Genomic DNA, 16,313 nt, shown 5'->3' on the forward strand with positions numbered 1-16,313 from the left:
TTTAGTTCAGAAACAACCGTAAAAAAAGCTACCCCATTACGAGGTAGCTTATTGAGACTATTACATCATACCGCCCATACCCATTCCTGGATCCATACCTGGCATTGCAGGTGCTGCTGGTTCTGGTTTATCAGCAATAACGGCTTCTGTTGTTAAAATTAATGCGGCAACACTTGCTGCATTTTGTAAAGCAGAGCGAGTTACTTTTGTCGGATCAACGATTCCTGCATCAATCATATTGACCCATTCATCTGTTGCAGCATTAAAGCCAATCCCGATTTCGGCTTGTTTTAATTTATCCACAACAACTGATCCTTCATGACCTGCATTGTCAGCAATCTGACGAATTGGTTCTTCCAGGGCACGCAAGACGATGTTGATTCCTGTTTGCTCATCACCTTCTGCTTTTAATTCAGCCACTTTGTGAGACACATTGACTAATGCTGTTCCACCACCAGAAACGATGCCTTCTTCAACAGCGGCACGAGTTGCATTTAGTGCATCTTCAATTCGTAATTTTAGTTCTTTTAATTCAGTTTCAGTAGCGGCACCGACTTTAATAACGGCAACACCACCTGATAATTTAGCTAAACGTTCTTGTAATTTTTCACGATCAAAATCAGAAGTTGTATCTGCGATTTGCGAACGAATTAAACCAACACGATCTTCAATGGCTTGTTTATCGCCAGCACCTTCAACGATAGTTGTATTATCTTTGTCCACAACGACTGTCCGAGCAGTTCCAAGAGCTTCAATTGTAGCATCTTTTAACTCTAGGCCCAAGTCTTCAGTGATTAATGTGCCACCAGTTAAGATTGCAATATCTTCCAACATAGCTTTACGACGATCGCCAAAGCCAGGTGCTTTAACAGCTGCAACGTTGAATGTTCCACGAATTTTATTTAAAACTAATGTTGGTAATGCTTCGCCATCAATATCATCAGCGATGATTAAAAGTGGTTTATTTTGTTGTAAAATTTGTTCTAACAAAGGTAAAATATCTTGAATGTTAGAGATTTTTTTATCAGTAATTAAGATATAAGGGTTGTCTAAAACAGCTTCCATCTTATCGTTATCAGTTACCATATATTGTGACAAGTAACCACGATCAAACTGCATGCCTTCCACTACATCTAATTCTGTTTCAATCCCTTTAGATTCTTCAATGGTAATAACCCCATCGTTGCCAACTTTATCCATTGCCGCAGAAACTAATTCACCAACTCGTTCATCACCAGAAGACACAGCTGCTACTTGAGCAATCGATTCTTTTGAATCAACTTTAACGGAAATAGCGTGCAACTCTTCCACGGCTGCTTTCGTGGCTTTTTCAATCCCACGACGAATGCCGATTGGGTTTGCCCCAGCAGTGACGTTTTTAATACCTTCACGAACGATTGCTTGAGTTAACAAGGTAGCAGTTGTCGTACCATCACCAGCGATATCGTTTGTTTTTGATGCAACCTCAGACACAAGTTTAGCACCCATATTTTCAAAATGATCTTCAAGTTCGATCTCTTTTGCAATGGTCACACCATCATTGGTAATAAGGGGTGAGCCATATGCTTTTTCTAACACAACGTTACGTCCTTTAGGTCCTAATGTTACTTTTACCACGTCAGCTAGTGTGTCTACACCTTTAACCATTGCTGCACGTGCATCTACTGAAAATTTAATATCTTTAGCCATTATTTCTTTCACCTCATCTAAAATTTTTGATTCATTGAAATGTGTTTAATGCTTACTCAACAATTGCCACGATATCTTTTTCGTGAACGATTAAATAGTCTTTGCCTTCGTATTTAACTTCTGACCCAGCGTATTTTTCAAACATCACTTTGTCACCGACTTTAACGGATAAGCTCATTCGTGTGCCATTCTCTAGCACATGACCTTCGCCAACAGCGATTACTTCACCTGTTTGTGGTTTTTCTTTAGCTGCCGAAGTCAATACTAAGCCACCTGCGGTTACTTCTTCTTCTTGACCTACTTCAATAACAACACGATCATTTAATGGTTTTAACACTGTAAATCCCTCCACTTTATCAAGTCTTTAGTTATTCAATTAGCATTTAGCACTCTTTTGTGCTAAGTGCTAACTCACTCTTATATAATACTCATTATTTGTCTTTTTTGCAAGAAATATGGTAACTTTTTCTCAAGAAAACTTCTTTTTCTTTATTGTGCTATACTTTATTTTAGTCAGAAGCACTGTCAGCGCTTCTTCCCTAGGAGGTAACTAGATGACAATCAAACACTATTTTTTTAGCCAGAGCTCGCTATATCTGATTATTTTCTTCAGCCCGCTCTTTTTAAAACCCTTTAATCCCAGCAACAATTTCAATATCACCTTCACCACCATCAGCTATCTAATTGGGGCCGGACTAATGATTTACTTTAGTCCCTCATTAAAGGAAGTGCCAGTTGTTGAGCAAAAAAGGGGGGCGTCGCGAAAAGATATCCTGATTTGGGGAATTTATGGCTTGTTTTTAGCCTTTCTAACTCAGTTTGTCGCCGGCTCAATCGATCGCTTTTTCTGGGAGAGCGGCCAATCACAAAATACTGCCAACATCGCCCAGTTAATTCGTAGCTCCCCTTTTTTCTTAATTGCTGTTTCAATTGCAGGACCCATTATGGAAGAATTTATTTTTCGCCGCAGTCTCATCGGTTTTTTAAGTCAGTATCTTCCAGCGATTATCGGTGCCCTGATCAGTTCAACACTCTTCGCCTTCGTTCATGCTGATGGCCACTTACTCGTTTATTTTTCCATGGGAATGGTTTTTTATTTCCTTTATCAAAAAACCGGCAGCATTTGGACCTCAATTATCGCCCATTGCGCCATGAATTTTTGTGTGATGTTATTGCAATTTACCATCTAAAAAACCACCTACTTGCAATTTCCATTAGCAAGTAGGTGGTTTAAGTTTATGCTTCGTCTTTTTTGGTGTAGTGATTCAAGAAATAAATCAGTGTTTGCAATTCATTGGTCAGATCAATACTTTGAACTTGAACGTCATTTGGTGTTGACAGACGAACAGGCGTAAAGTTCATGATTCCTTTGATACCCGCTTTGATCAACAAGTTAGCTGTATCTTGGGCTGCATTGGCAGGAATCGCCATAATTGCTATTTCAATTTGTTGCTGTTTAATTTGATCTTCCATGTCGCTCATTGGGTAAACAGGAATCCCGTCAACAATCCGTCCAACAAGTTCTTCTTTAACATCAAAGGCCGCACTGATGCGAATGTTGTTATTTTGATGAAAACCATAATTTAGCAACGCATTTCCCAAGTTACCAACACCAACTAAAACAACGTTGGTTAAGCGATCTTCACTCAATGTTTTAGCAAAGAAATCCAGTAAACTTTGGACATCATAACCATATCCGCGTTTGCCTAATTCACCAAAATAAGAAAAGTCACGACGGATAGTCGCGCTGTCTACTTTGACCGCTTCGCTTAGCTCAGTTGATGATACTTTCGTTTTACCTGAGTCTAACAATACTTTTAAATAACGATAATACAGCGGCAAACGCTTCGCTGTTGCTTTTGGTATCACTTGATTCTTCATTTTAATCCTCAATCCTCCTAATTAATTAGCCATTCTTAACAATACTTATGATAAATAAACTCTGACATATGCTAGTTCTTGACCACTACTAAACAAGGTACTCAATTAACAATAGTGGCTTTTACTATCGATTTCACATTATTATAATAACAGTATCTGGCAGGTAAAAGCAATTTTCTTGTTTGGTATTGTGAATAAAAGTTCTTGAGAATGACTTTCATTTCCATTATTTTTCACAAGAAAAGATAAGTATGATAGACTAGTACTATACTATGCAAGCGAGGAAAACAACATGATTTTATTACAAGCTAACCAAGTCGCCCGTCATTTCGGTGCTGACACATTGTTTAACCATATACATTTAGAAATCCAAGACCGCAGTCGCATCGCCTTAGTTGGCCGTAACGGTGCGGGAAAATCAACCTTATTAAAAATCATCGCTGGCATCGACGAACCTGATGAGGGGTCGATTTCAAAAACCAAGCAACTGACAATCGGTTACCTTGACCAGCACACCGGTTTCAAAAGCGACAAGCCTATTTGGGAGGAAATGTTGACGGCCTATGACGGTATCCGAGCGATGGAAGCCCGCCTACGTGAATTGGAACATCAGATAGGCCAACCCGAACAAATGGCCAATGAGGATAACTATCAACGTTTATTAAAAGAATACGATCAACTGCAGCATGATTTTAGCGAACAAAATGGCTATGGTTATGAAGCAGAGATGAAAGCTGTCTTAAACGGCTTTCAATTTGACGAAAGTTTTTACAGCCGACCAGTCAACAGTTTATCCGGTGGTCAAAAAACCCGTCTCGCTTTAGCCAAACTCTTACTTGAAAGCCCAGATTTACTAATCCTCGATGAACCTACTAACCATTTGGACATTGAAACACTGGCCTGGTTAGAAAATTATTTACAAAATTACCGGGGCTCGCTCTTAATCGTCTCACATGACCGCTACTTTCTCGATAAAATCGTCACAGAGGTCTACGACTTAAGCCGCCAGAAAATCACTCATTACAAGGGGAATTACACTCGTTATCTTATATTAAAAGAAGAACAACTCACTCAGGACTGGAAAGCATTTGAGAAACAGCAGACCGAAATAAATAAATTAGAAGACTTTGTCGCCCGCAACCTGGTTCGTGCCAGCACAACTAAAAGAGCCCAAAGTCGCCGCAAACAACTGGAAAAAATTGACCGTCTCGACAAACCCACAGGGGATGAAAAATCCGCTCGCTTTTTATTTGGTATTGAACGGGAATCTGGCAATGTGGTTCTTCACCTTGAACAAGGCGCAATTGGTTACGACCAGACCATTCTGTCAGAACCTGTGGACCTTGACATTCGCAAACGTGAAGCCATTGCTTTAGTCGGTCCTAACGGTGTTGGAAAATCCACCTTACTAAAATCGATTATTAAGGACATCCCCTTTATTAAAGGAGAAGCTCGCTTAGGAACCAACGTTTCCATTGGCTATTACGATCAAGAACAAGCCAATCTCCGATCAAATAAAACAGTCCTACAGGAACTCTGGGATGAGCATCCCACAACACCGGAAAAGGATATTCGCTCGGTCTTAGGAAGTTTTCTCTTTTCAGGTGAAGATGTTGAGAAGACTGTTCCCCTACTTAGTGGTGGTGAAAAAGCCAGATTAGCTTTAGCCAAGCTATCCATGAATAAAGAGAACTTTCTAGTACTAGATGAGCCGACCAATCACTTGGATATCGACAGCAAAGAAGTCTTGGAACAAGCCTTAATTGAATTCACTGGGACGATTCTCTTTGTCTCCCATGACCGCTATTTTATCAATCGAATTGCCACAAAAGTTGTGGAGCTGTCATCTGCTGGCAGCAAGCTTTATTTAGGCGATTACGATTATTATTTAGAGAAAAAATTGGAAGAAACAGAACTAACTGCACTAAAAGCCGCCGAAGCTAAAGGCCTAGGAAACCAACCAGAACTGCTAACAACCCGCAATCAATTCCAACAATCAAAAGATGAGCAGCGTGCGATTCGCAGCTTGACACGCAAAGTGGAGCAGCTTGAAGAAGAGCTCCTAAAAATTGATTCTCACATTGAATTGATTCACACTGACATGGCCAATCCTGAGTATTTTGAAGATCATCAAAAATTATTGGATCTTCAACATCAGATGACTGAACTGGAAAGTAAACAAGGAACACTGATGGACGAATGGGAAACCCTTAGCCTTGAATTGGAAGGCAAACAAACATAAAAACTTGGGGCTGATTCGATCACAGCCCCAAGTTTTTCTATTTATAGATCACAGACCCTCTAGGAGCCCTTCTGATGCTTTTTAAGCCGCTTTTCACGATCATTAAACTTACAGCAGCAAACTCTCTTAACATCGCGCTAGGGAGGTAATAGGCGGCTGTCTGAGAGCCGGTCCCTTTTGCCGATAATCCGACTTCCTTAGCAAATAATTGACTGCGAAAAACATGAAAGTTATTGCTGACAAAAATAGCTTGATATGCCAGAGATTCCTTTTCAATCAACTGTTTACTAAAGAGCATGTTTTCGTAAGTATTGACGGCACGATCTTCAAGGAAAACATCTGTCTCATCAACCCCTTCAAGTACCAGGTAATTCTTCATCGCCTCCGCCTCAGACAGTTTTTCATCGTGGCCTTGACCGCCTGTCACAACAAGCTTGCTTTTATAACCAAAAGCTGATTGCTGTTGATACAATTCAAGAGCACGATCGAGTCGACTCTTAAGTAAGGGCGTCACCTGATGATTGACAAGACCACAGCCTAGCACGATGATATAGTCAGCTTTTTCTGCCTTTGCCTTTCGCTGAGTCACATAAGCCATGATTAAAAAAATCAAAAAACCAATCAACAATATTAAAGCCAAAGTATTGGCAGCCACTGTTAAGATCTGCAAGGAGGCCAAGCCAGTACAGTGAGCCACAACATCACCTAAACTAACTCCCAACAAGCCAACCCCTAGGAGCAAGGCCAAACTATTGCCAAGGGAAACTGATTCACGATGGAACATGAAAGCACCATTAATGGTAAAGACGATTCCCGTGGAAAAAATAATGAATGGACCAAGGACAAAGATCATCACAATGCCGAAAGAAACAACTGTTAAACTGATCACAATCAGCACTGCCAAAAGGCCAAATAGCAACCAACTAGAAACAGTCCATTTTTTTTGATCCTTCATCACATTGTTGACCAAACCACCTGTCATCATTAGGTAAATCGTCCCAGTAATCATTAATCCCATCATTTTCTCCATCTCCTTTAGCTCTTTCCTAAAGTATAGACGAATGAGAAGCTCTTCAACATCGAATCAACTTTCACTTTGCCCGATTGACCTAACAAAATTGTCATGTGGTCTGTAAGTTAGTGTAAATTCACAATTGAATTAAAGCGCTTTATCAGCTAGAATTAACGTATCACTAATTGTGAATAATTGAGCGATCGCAACCTAAGAACTCACTAACAGAAAGAAGGAACCACGATGAAAAAAAGAACCTTATGGATTACTCAAACCGCCCTTTTATTAGCCTTATTAATCGTTGTTCAAGCCGTCACTGCCTCTTTTCGCAATCCTTTGATTACTGGCTCAATGGTCAACTTGTTGCTGATTCTTTCCTTAATGACAGGAGGTCTGAGCTGTGGCTTAACCGTTGCCTTCTTATCCCCAATGCTGGCCTTTCTGTTAAGTATCGGCCCTCCCTTTTGGCAAATTATCCCCCTTGTCGCCTTAGGTAATGGGACTCTAATCTTAGACTGGTACTTAATTGCCGGTAAGCAAACTGACCCCAATTATAAAGCTTACCTCCTTGCCACAATCAGCGCTGCTATCATAAAATTCGCTTTCTTATATATGACCATTGTAAAATTCGTGATGCCTCTATTACTTCAACTACCTGCCGCTAAAATAGCTCTGATTGGGGCGGCTTTTTCCTATCCCCAATTAATTACCGCTTTAATCGGCGGCGGTTTAGCCAGCTTATTGCTGCCAACCTTGAAAAAAGCACTCAAGACATAGTGAGATTAGCCCTCCACCCAGGAAATAGAGGGCTAATCTTGGATTAAAATTCAGATCGCTCTTGATAACTCGTATGCAAAATACGATGAGCTTTTGGACTACCAGGCTCACCTAAAAAATCATTGTAAACCAGCTGAACGATTGGACTGTCATTGGATTTTCGAATTTTTTTAACCTGATCCTCAGCGTAGAGTCCTGCTGCCCTTTTTCGTTTTAAGTCAATAAAATTCCGCACAGAGGCAGGCTGAACCGGTTGACCGCCACCATTAATACAGCCTCCGGGGCACCCCATCACCTCTACAAAGTGGTAAAGCTCCCCTTCCTGGATCCGCCTTAACAGCTTTTTAGCATTAGCCATACCAGAGACAGCCGCTACTCTAATCGAGGTGCCGCTTAAATCATAAGTCGCTTCTTTAATCCCCGCCATGCCTCGGACTTCCTTAAAATCAAAGTCAGTAGACTGACCTGCCAAAACATCACTAGCCGTCCTCAAAGCCGCCTCCATGACTCCTCCTGACGCGCCAAATATATACCCAGCACCAGTCGCTTCTCCAAAAGGATCATCAAAGGTTTGATCCTCCAGTTCCACAAAACGAATGCCTGCTTTTTCAATCATGCGAGCTAATTCTCTCGTCGTTAGGGCTACGTCCACGTCAGAGAAACCAGAGGCCGCTTCATCTTCACGACCTACTTCAAATTTTTTCGCCGTACATGGCATAATGCCCACTACATAAATGTCTTGAGGATCAACTCCAATTTTTTCAGCATACCACGTTTTCGCTAAGGCCCCAAACATCTGCTGAGGTGACTTACAACTGGAAAGATTGGGAATTAACTCAGGATAATAGGATTCACAATACTTTACCCAACCTGGCGAACAAGACGTAAACATTGGGAAAGGGCCTTGATTGTTTACTCGCTCGACAAACTCATTGGCTTCTTCCATAATCGTAAAGTCTGCTGCCACATTTGTATCAAATACTCGGTCAAATCCCAAGGTTCTTAAAGCTGCCACCATTTTCCCTTCGACATTGGTTCCGATTGGCACTCCGAAGGCTTCCCCTAATGTCACCCGAGTAGAGGGAGCCGTTTGAACGATTACATGCTTTCTTGGATCTGCTAAAACTTGCCACACCGACTCTGATTGATCTTTCTCAGTAATGGCACCTGTTGGACAAACCACAATGCACTGACCACAAGAAATACAAGCCACGTCTCCTAAATCCTTGTCAAACGCGCAGCCAATATGAGTCTTAAACCCTCGATTATTCGCCCCAATGACCCCAACATCCTGCCAATTAGAGCAAACAGCCACACAGCGACGACAGAGAATACACTTATTATTATTACGTGACATATGTACTGAACTGTCATCGAATTCATAATCATAGTTTTCACCATTATAATGGTCTTCATCTGCCACATTAAAAGTCTTACAGAGCCGCTGTAATTCACAATTACCACTGCGCGCACAGGACAGACAAGTCTTCTCATGTGTGGATAGGACCAGCTCTAAATTAGTTTTCCTTGACTGAAAAACCCGTTCTGAATTCGTCTCAATCTCCATACCTTCCTTAATCGGATAGACACAGGATGTCACCAAATTTTTAGCCCCGACCACATCGACGACGCACATGCGACAGGCACCTATTTCATTAATCTCTTTCAGATAACATAACGTTGGAATATCAATATCATTAGCACGTGCCGCCTCTAAAATCGTACTGCCTTCTGGCGCCCGGCACTCTTTCCCATTAATTAATACCGTAATCTGATTCACCTTTCTGCCTCCTTAAAACCTTGGATTTACCCCACATTGATTGCATTATAACGACACGTATCCAAACAAACACCACATTTTGTACAGAGTTGTTGGTCAATCAGATGGGGCTGTTTTCTTTCGCCACTAATAGCGGATACTGGACATTGTCTGGCACAAGCCATACAACCTGTGCAGTCTCCTGCCTTAATTTCATAGGAAACCAAATTTTTACAAACGCCAGCCGGACACTTCTTGTCCCGAACATGGGCAACATATTCATCTTTAAAATAACGATAGGTTGAAATAATCGGATTAGGCGCTGTCTGGCCAAGACCACACAATGAGTTTTCACTAACATGATGGCAAAGTTCTTCCAATTTATCTAAATCAGCCATAGTTCCTCTGCCCATGGTAATAGTCTCCAATAGTTCCAACAGACGTTTTGTCCCGACCCGACAAGGAATACATTTTCCACAGCTTTCTTCCACCGTAAACTCCAAGAAAAATTTAGCAATGTCAACCATACAATTTTTTTCATCCATAACGATTAAGCCACCGGAACCCATCATCGAACCAATTTCTATTAAGTTATCATAATCAATAGGCACATCGTAGTATTCAATCGGAATACAGCCTCCCGAAGGCCCACCAGTTTGTGCCGCTTTGAAGGTGCCACCATTAGAAATACCGCCACCGATTTCCTCTACGACTTCACGCAGGGTAGTTCCCATTGGTACTTCAACTAATCCTGTATGCTCGATTTTCCCTCCTAAAGCAAATACTTTAGTTCCTGTAGACCTTGCCGTCCCAATCTCTCCGAACCATTCTGATCCTTTTAAAATAATCTGGGGAATATTGGCATAGGTTTCCACATTATTAACGATGGTAGGTTGTCCAAAAAGACCTTTAGCCGCCGGAAAGGGCGGACGGGGGCGAGGTTCTCCCCGATGACCTTCGATGCTTTCCAACAAAGCCGTCTCTTCTCCGCAAACAAACGCACCCGCCCCTAATTTTAACTCAATATCAAAATTAAAAGGGGAACCCAGTATTCCCTTCCCTAACAAACTAGAATCTCTAGCTTGTTTCAGGGCAATACGCAGTCGAGCCACCGCAACCGGATACTCTGCACGAACATAAATATACCCTTGATCAGCCCCGATGGTATACCCAGCAATCGCCATTGCTTCAAAGACAGCATGAGGGTCTCCTTCCAAAACAGATCGATCCATAAAAGCACCTGGGTCCCCTTCATCAGCATTGCAGATCACATATTTCTGTTCCGCCTGACTTTCAGCGGCAAAGCTCCACTTCAAATAAGTGGGGAAGCCCGCACCACCTCTACCTCTTAGTCCTGATTCTTTCAACAGATTCAACACTTCTTGAGGAGCATACTGATTCAGGACCGTCGCCAGGGCTTGATACCCATCAAAGGCAATGTAATCCTCAATCTTTTCCGGATCAATTCGCCCGCAATTGCGCAACGCAACCCGTTTTTGCTTATGATAAAAAGGCGTATCCATCAAACGATTGAAGATTTCTCCCGTCTGATGATCATGATACAACAAGCGTTCCACCAATTCGCCCGCAATTAAATGTTTTTCGACGATCAACCTCGCCTCCTTTGGTTTGACCTGATGATAAAAAACCCCTTCTGGGTAGACGATCACAATAGGACCTTGAGCACATAAACCAAAACAGCCCGTTGAGACAATCCGAACCTGCTCGGTTAATTGATTTTTTGCCAGTTGCTCCTCTAAGGCTTCTATTAAGGCCTGGCTCTTAGAGGCAATACATCCAGTTCCTGCACACACTAAAATTTCTTTAGTGATGCCATGATCTGTCGTCACTTCATTTAAACGAATGCTGATATTTTTGCGATACTGCTCTTTCAGAGCCGTTAACTGACTCCATTTTTCCATGCTTTCAACTCCTGACTGTTCCATTCTCTTGGGGGGGTTAATCACTCAGCATTTGATAGGTGACTAGCACTTTGTCTCCCCGCTTTTTGTTCAGACGACCAAAGACTTCTTCATTAACTGTTAACACAGGGGCTAGCCCACAGGCGCCAATACAACGACAAGACTCCAGAGTAAACTTACGATCCGTCGTCGTTTCTCCTGAGACTATTTTCAGGGACTGACTGTAACTTTCTAAAATGTCCCCTGCCCCCTTTACATAGCAGGCCGTTCCCATACACACACTGATTGTATACCTTCCTTTTGGGACAAATGAAAATTGTGAATAAAAGGTAGCCGTACTGTAGAGCTGCTCCAAAGGAACCATAAACGCCTTTGCAACTCTTTCCAGCACTTCAATTGGCAAATAGCCGTAAATCCGTTGAGCGTCTTGTAACGCTGGCATACTTGCTCCTGGTTCTCCTTTGAGTTTAGCTAAACAGTCAGCAAATTCTTTTCGTTGGCTAACCGTCTCCACAAAATCAAAGTCCACTTTTAATTGACTCATTAAGGTTTTGCACATCCTTCCATTTTAAGTTAACGCTTACAATTATCATTATAGCAAAACAAAAAAAATTTCATACCTTATTGTGAAAATATTTCAATCTATTTTTTAAAAAAATACCAAATAGACGGTTCTGATCTTGGAAGCAACATCATATTGTGAAATATTCACATTGAAACTACGCTCATGATCAATTACAGAGCTAACAGCCCCTTTTGAAGAGAGTTTATCTCCCAGATTTTAGCAAAATAGAGGCTAGGACTTTGTCCTGGCCTCTATAATGTTTCAAATTAAAAAAATAACTCCCCAGAATTAAGCTTTACTGTTTTTAACAATTTTTTGAATTTCTTTATACATATCTGCCACTTCTGCTAAATCACGAGCATTTGCTCCACTGGCCAATGGATGACCACCACCGTTATGCTCTTTTGCCAATTGGTTAATCGCTGGCCCCTTTGAACGCAAACGTACACGGTAATAACCTTCTGGCTGCTCAACGAAAATCCCCCAAGCAATCACACTATCAACTTGGCCTGGTAATGGGATCAGCGCAGCTGTTTCGGCGTCAGTTACTCCGTACTCTTCTAAGATACTATAAGGAAGTAACACCATTCCAGCTCCATCTTCATCAAGCTCCATCTGTTGCAAGACATAACCAGACAGTTTTGCCACATTTAACGTCGTGTCATTTAAATAGCGATTCAATCGAGGCGCATCAAAATTAAAACGAGTTAACATCGCAACAACTTCAAAGGTATGGGACGTTGTCGCCGGGTACATAAAGCGACCGGTGTCACCCACAATTCCGCCGTACAATAATCGAGCCCCTTCATCTGTCAATGTCAATTCCGATTTAAACTCCTGATAAAAATCAGCAATCATCTCGCTGCAACTGCTTGCCTTTGTGTTAACCCAAGACAAATCCCCATAAGGTTCATCGTTAGGATGATGATCAACTTTAATCAACTTATCTCCTAGATGATATCGATCGTCACTAATCCGCGGCGCATTCGCCGTATCCGTCACAATCACCAGAGCGCCGACGTAACTCTCATCTGCCACCTCGTCCATTTCCGTCATATAACCCAGATCATCAATCGGACCACCTGCCTTAAAGACTTGCTTATCAGGAAAAGACGCCTTGATCATTTCCACTAACCCAGCTTGAGAGCCTAAGGCATCTGGATCTGGCCGCTGATGTCGATGAACGATAATCCGGTCATAGGCTTTGATCTCTGCTAAAATTTCTTGTGTAATAGTCACTTACTCTACCTCTTTTCCCTATGTTTTTTCCATTAACTGACAAATCACAATTGCCTTTGCCACTATCGCATTTTCTAAATACACCTCAATGTCCAATTTAGCGGAACGTCGACCTATTTCCAAAACACGTGGGCGAATATCCAATTCGCTTTCAATTTGAATCAAGCGGAAATAATGTAAATTAACTTGTTCAATCACCACATTTCGGCGCTGGTGGAGGTACATCGTCCGTTGTGAGACATTGCTGATAATCTCACTTAGAACACCAAAAGAAATCGTTCCAACCGTACTGACCATTTGCGGTGTCACAGTAAATGCAAAATGGGCCTCATCGTTTTTAGTCAAGCCTTCGATCGTTGTGATTTCCCCAGAAATCTGATCAGAGATTGTATTGGCAACTTGTGGTTGTCGCTGTGCCAATTGCATAGCCTTCATCACATCTTGTCGTGAAATAATACCAATCAACGACAAATCGTCTTCCACCACCGGCATCATCTCCAAGCCATCCCAAATCATTAAATGACCCACACTGGCGACACTCATATGTTTTTTGACATTATTTGGGTCTTTAGTCATGACTTTATCCAAGGTTTGACTGTCTTGCTTTCCAATTAAGTCCTTAGCCGTAATGATTCCTAGAACACGCTGACTTTTATTCACTACTGGAAAACGGGTGTGGTTAGTCCGGTCCGATAGTTCTCGGTAATCAGCCACCGTATCCGTTGTATACAAAAAGCTAGTCTTTTCTAGTGAGGTAAAAATATCCCCCACTAACATGATATCTTTTTTGATTAGTTGATCGCTCATTGCACGGTTAATCATCGTTGCCACTGTAAAGGTATCGTAAGATGTACTTAAAATGGGCAAACCGACCTCGTCTGCTAAGGCGATGATTTCATCTGTGGTTTCCAATCCACCTGTTATCAAGACTGCTGCCCCACGTTCCAAAGCCAACATTTGGACTTCTTCTCGATTGCCGACAATCATTAAAGAACCAGGCGTGATATAGCGCTCCATGGCATTTTCAGTCATAGCACCAATAATAAATTTCGAGAGAGCTTTCTCCAGCCCGTTACGCCCACCTAAAATATCTCCCTCAATGATTTTTACCACTTCACCAAAGGTTAGTTTTTCAAAATGACTTTTCATTTTCCGTTCAATTCGAATGGTTCCTACCCGTTGAATGGTAGAAACTAATCCGGTATTTTCCGCTTCTTTAATTGCCCGATAGGCTGTCCCTTCACTCACGCTTAGGGTTTTGGCAATGCTACGCACTGATATTCGTTCGCCAACGGGGAGGGTTTCAATATACGCTAAAATTTGATCATGTTTCGTAGCCATTCAATCTCGTCTCCTTTTCTGTGTCACTGTAAAGCTTACTGACTGACTCAGTAACAAAAAAATCTGTCTAATAGACCTATTATATACGTTAATGAGCAAAATAACAAAGACAATGCGCAAATAAGTATAACAGTTTCCTAATCAAGAGTAATACAGTTTTTCACAAAGCTACCCTCGATTGAGCTTGGTCACTTATTTCAGTATGTCATAAACCCACTGTGACTCATCCCTCCAGCCACTCCCTCTAACTCCATGTTTACACCATAATATGTAAAAAAGGAACATTTAACAGCAAAAACATCTATGGTCACTCTTTTAAGAATTGACCATAGATGTTTTTTAAGTACTATATTGTTTCTCTTAAATAATTTTATATACCTGTGACTATTTTACCTGAGGTTCCCGCCTTTTTTGTCTCCCCTTAATAAATCGCCAACCAGTCATAATCAAGGCAAGCAAACAAATCAGGAACGAGACAAAGTAGGTCACTCCCATGCCATAAATAAAGATATCGGGTCTATCGGCTAAATAGGTGGTAACTTTCTCACTCATTTTAGCGGACATGGCACTGTATAAGACCGTCGTAGATAAAGAAATTCCGACGACCATGCCAAAATTACGAGCCAGTGAATTCAGACTTCCGGCAATGCCTAAATCTTTCACTTCAACACTGCTCATGACAATCGTATTATTTGGCGCTTGAAATAAAGCATTACCTAATCCCATCAAAGCTGGAATAATCATAAATAAAAATAAAGGCGTATCGGAGCCAACTAGCATGTAACTAATCTGTGACACCGTCAGCAAGACTAGACCAATTAAACAAAGGATCATCGGTCCAACTTTATCTGACAAGGCCCCACTAATCGGGGCGCCCACTACCATTACCAGAGGAAAAACCATCATAATTAAGCCAGCTTTGCTCGGTGTAAACCCTCGTAAGTTTTGCAAGTAGAAAGGTAAAATCACATTGGCAAAAAAATTACTGACGAAAATCAAAGAAGCCGTCAACAAACTCATAGTAAACATTTTATTCTTAAAAATCGAAAAATGAACCAAGGGATTTTCTACCCTTTTTTCAATGCGATAGAATACCACTAAACTGATTAAGGCGACTACCATCAACCCTAAAATTAGCCCGTGATTGAAACCTATTTCCTGGCCAATAAAGACGCCACCGAAGAAACTCATAATAAAAACGCCAAAGGTCACAAAACCAGCAACATCAATCTTCTTACCAGAGCGAACCGTGTCTTTCGGTAAATAACGCTGACCGATTAAGATGGTGACCAGGCCTACCGGCACATTAATCCAAAATATATAAGACCAGTGTAGCTGATGTAAAATCAACCCGCCAACACCTGGTCCTGTAATGGAGCCTAAGGAGACGAAAGAACCCATTAACCCCAGAGCTTTCCCTCTTTCACTCATGGGAAAAACTTCTGTGATAATCCCTGTCCCTGTTGCCATAGTCATGCTAGCCCCAATAGCCTGAATGATTCTGGCCACTAATAACAAAGTAAGAGAGCCTGGAACGCCACATAAAAGGGATCCCAAAACAAACACCACTGTCCCCCACTTAAAGACAATTACTTTACCGAAGCTGTCGCCAATTTTACCAAACAACAAGAGGCAGGCACAAACTGTCATCAAGTATATAGACACCACCCATTCAGCCTGATTCATCTTGACTCCGATATCAGCTGAGATCGTTGGCAAGGCCACATTCACAATACTGCCATCTAATGTCGACATAAAGGTAAACAGACCAATTGCAATTAAAATAATCCACCGATGATGATAATGCTCATGCTGTGATTCTGGTGTTAATTTTTCCAAACTACCGCCTTCTTTCTTTTAAGTACTACCATGCAATAAATGTTACT

General features: G+C 41.5%; 13 protein-coding genes. 3 read left to right on the top strand and 10 right to left on the bottom strand.

The annotated features are described in order from the left end of the window. Window positions 1–60 precede the first annotated feature (60 nt). Both groL and groES read right to left on the bottom strand, forming a co-directional pair. Window positions 61–1,689 (bottom strand): chaperonin GroEL, encoded by a 1,629-nt coding sequence (gene groL, locus RWN13_RS06800; protein WP_314061722.1) that lies wholly within the window; start codon window positions 1,687–1,689, stop codon window positions 61–63. 52 nt (window positions 1,690–1,741) lie between these two features. Beyond that, window positions 1,742–2,026, bottom strand: a complete 285-nt coding sequence (gene groES / locus RWN13_RS06805) for a co-chaperone GroES (RefSeq protein ID WP_209524708.1) — start codon at window positions 2,024–2,026, stop codon at window positions 1,742–1,744. 217 nt (window positions 2,027–2,243) lie between these two features. Between groES and RWN13_RS06810 the strand changes: the two genes are divergently transcribed. After that, window positions 2,244–2,879, top strand: a complete 636-nt coding sequence (locus RWN13_RS06810) for a type II CAAX endopeptidase family protein (RefSeq protein ID WP_314061723.1) — start codon at window positions 2,244–2,246, stop codon at window positions 2,877–2,879. Window positions 2,880–2,925: 46 nt separating this feature from the next. Here RWN13_RS06810 and RWN13_RS06815 read toward each other — a convergent pair whose 3' ends face one another. Continuing rightward, complete coding sequence (locus RWN13_RS06815) at window positions 2,926–3,570, bottom strand: redox-sensing transcriptional repressor Rex (RefSeq protein WP_314061724.1); 645 nt, start codon at window positions 3,568–3,570, stop codon at window positions 2,926–2,928. A 292-nt stretch (window positions 3,571–3,862) separates the two neighbouring features. Between RWN13_RS06815 and RWN13_RS06820 the strand changes: the two genes are divergently transcribed. Further along, entirely contained in the window at window positions 3,863–5,812 is a 1,950-nt protein-coding gene (locus tag RWN13_RS06820) for an ABC-F family ATP-binding cassette domain-containing protein (protein WP_314061725.1), read from the top strand. A 37-nt stretch (window positions 5,813–5,849) separates the two neighbouring features. On the opposite strand, the gene RWN13_RS06825 is transcribed toward RWN13_RS06820, so the two are convergent. Continuing rightward, window positions 5,850–6,833, bottom strand: a complete 984-nt coding sequence (locus tag RWN13_RS06825) for a YdcF family protein (RefSeq protein ID WP_314061726.1) — start codon at window positions 6,831–6,833, stop codon at window positions 5,850–5,852. A 234-nt stretch (window positions 6,834–7,067) separates the two neighbouring features. Here RWN13_RS06825 and RWN13_RS06830 point away from each other — a divergent pair, with 234 nt between their 5' ends. After that, window positions 7,068–7,601, top strand: coding sequence for an ECF transporter S component (locus RWN13_RS06830; RefSeq protein WP_314061727.1), 534 nt, complete (start codon window positions 7,068–7,070; stop codon window positions 7,599–7,601). A gap of 43 nt (window positions 7,602–7,644) precedes the next feature. On the opposite strand, the gene RWN13_RS06835 is transcribed toward RWN13_RS06830, so the two are convergent. The 6 genes from RWN13_RS06835 to RWN13_RS06860 all read right to left on the bottom strand — a co-directional run bounded on the left by RWN13_RS06835 (window position 7,645) and on the right by RWN13_RS06860 (window position 16,266). Beyond that, window positions 7,645–9,381 (bottom strand): NADH-dependent [FeFe] hydrogenase, group A6, encoded by a 1,737-nt coding sequence (locus tag RWN13_RS06835; protein ID WP_314061728.1) that lies wholly within the window; start codon window positions 9,379–9,381, stop codon window positions 7,645–7,647. Between the two features lie 26 nt (window positions 9,382–9,407). Beyond that, complete coding sequence (locus RWN13_RS06840) at window positions 9,408–11,282, bottom strand: NADH-quinone oxidoreductase subunit NuoF (protein ID WP_314061729.1); 1,875 nt, start codon at window positions 11,280–11,282, stop codon at window positions 9,408–9,410. Between the two features lie 37 nt (window positions 11,283–11,319). Then, entirely contained in the window at window positions 11,320–11,826 is a 507-nt protein-coding gene (locus tag RWN13_RS06845; protein WP_314061730.1) for an NAD(P)H-dependent oxidoreductase subunit E, read from the bottom strand. Window positions 11,827–12,135: 309 nt separating this feature from the next. Next, window positions 12,136–13,086 (bottom strand): bifunctional oligoribonuclease/PAP phosphatase NrnA, encoded by a 951-nt coding sequence (locus tag RWN13_RS06850; protein ID WP_314061731.1) that lies wholly within the window; start codon window positions 13,084–13,086, stop codon window positions 12,136–12,138. 18 nt (window positions 13,087–13,104) lie between these two features. Next, the gene (locus RWN13_RS06855) at window positions 13,105–14,427 is read right to left on the bottom strand and encodes a DRTGG domain-containing protein (protein WP_314061732.1); all 1,323 of its coding nucleotides are present in this window, start codon (window positions 14,425–14,427) and stop codon (window positions 13,105–13,107) included. 384 nt (window positions 14,428–14,811) lie between these two features. Further along, entirely contained in the window at window positions 14,812–16,266 is a 1,455-nt protein-coding gene (locus tag RWN13_RS06860; RefSeq protein WP_314061733.1) for an MFS transporter, read from the bottom strand. Window positions 16,267–16,313 lie beyond the last annotated feature (47 nt).

Source organism: uncultured Vagococcus sp., assembly GCF_963518325.1.
Classification (GTDB): domain Bacteria; phylum Bacillota; class Bacilli; order Lactobacillales; family Vagococcaceae; genus Vagococcus_D.

Excerpts from the sequence above, each read along its gene's own strand:
- groL (WP_314061722.1), bottom strand. The coding sequence starts at position 1,689 with ATGGCTAAAGATATTAAATTTTCAGTAGATGCACGTGCAGCAATGGTT.
- RWN13_RS06810 (WP_314061723.1), top strand. The coding sequence starts at position 2,244 with ATGACAATCAAACACTATTTTTTTAGCCAGAGCTCGCTATATCTGATT.
- RWN13_RS06815 (WP_314061724.1), bottom strand. The coding sequence starts at position 3,570 with ATGAAGAATCAAGTGATACCAAAAGCAACAGCGAAGCGTTTGCCGCTG.
- RWN13_RS06820 (WP_314061725.1), top strand. The coding sequence starts at position 3,863 with ATGATTTTATTACAAGCTAACCAAGTCGCCCGTCATTTCGGTGCTGAC.
- RWN13_RS06825 (WP_314061726.1), bottom strand. The coding sequence starts at position 6,833 with ATGATGGGATTAATGATTACTGGGACGATTTACCTAATGATGACAGGT.
- RWN13_RS06830 (WP_314061727.1), top strand. The coding sequence starts at position 7,068 with ATGAAAAAAAGAACCTTATGGATTACTCAAACCGCCCTTTTATTAGCC.
- RWN13_RS06840 (WP_314061729.1), bottom strand. The coding sequence starts at position 11,282 with ATGGAAAAATGGAGTCAGTTAACGGCTCTGAAAGAGCAGTATCGCAAA.
- RWN13_RS06845 (WP_314061730.1), bottom strand. The coding sequence starts at position 11,826 with ATGAGTCAATTAAAAGTGGACTTTGATTTTGTGGAGACGGTTAGCCAA.
- RWN13_RS06855 (WP_314061732.1), bottom strand. The coding sequence starts at position 14,427 with ATGGCTACGAAACATGATCAAATTTTAGCGTATATTGAAACCCTCCCC.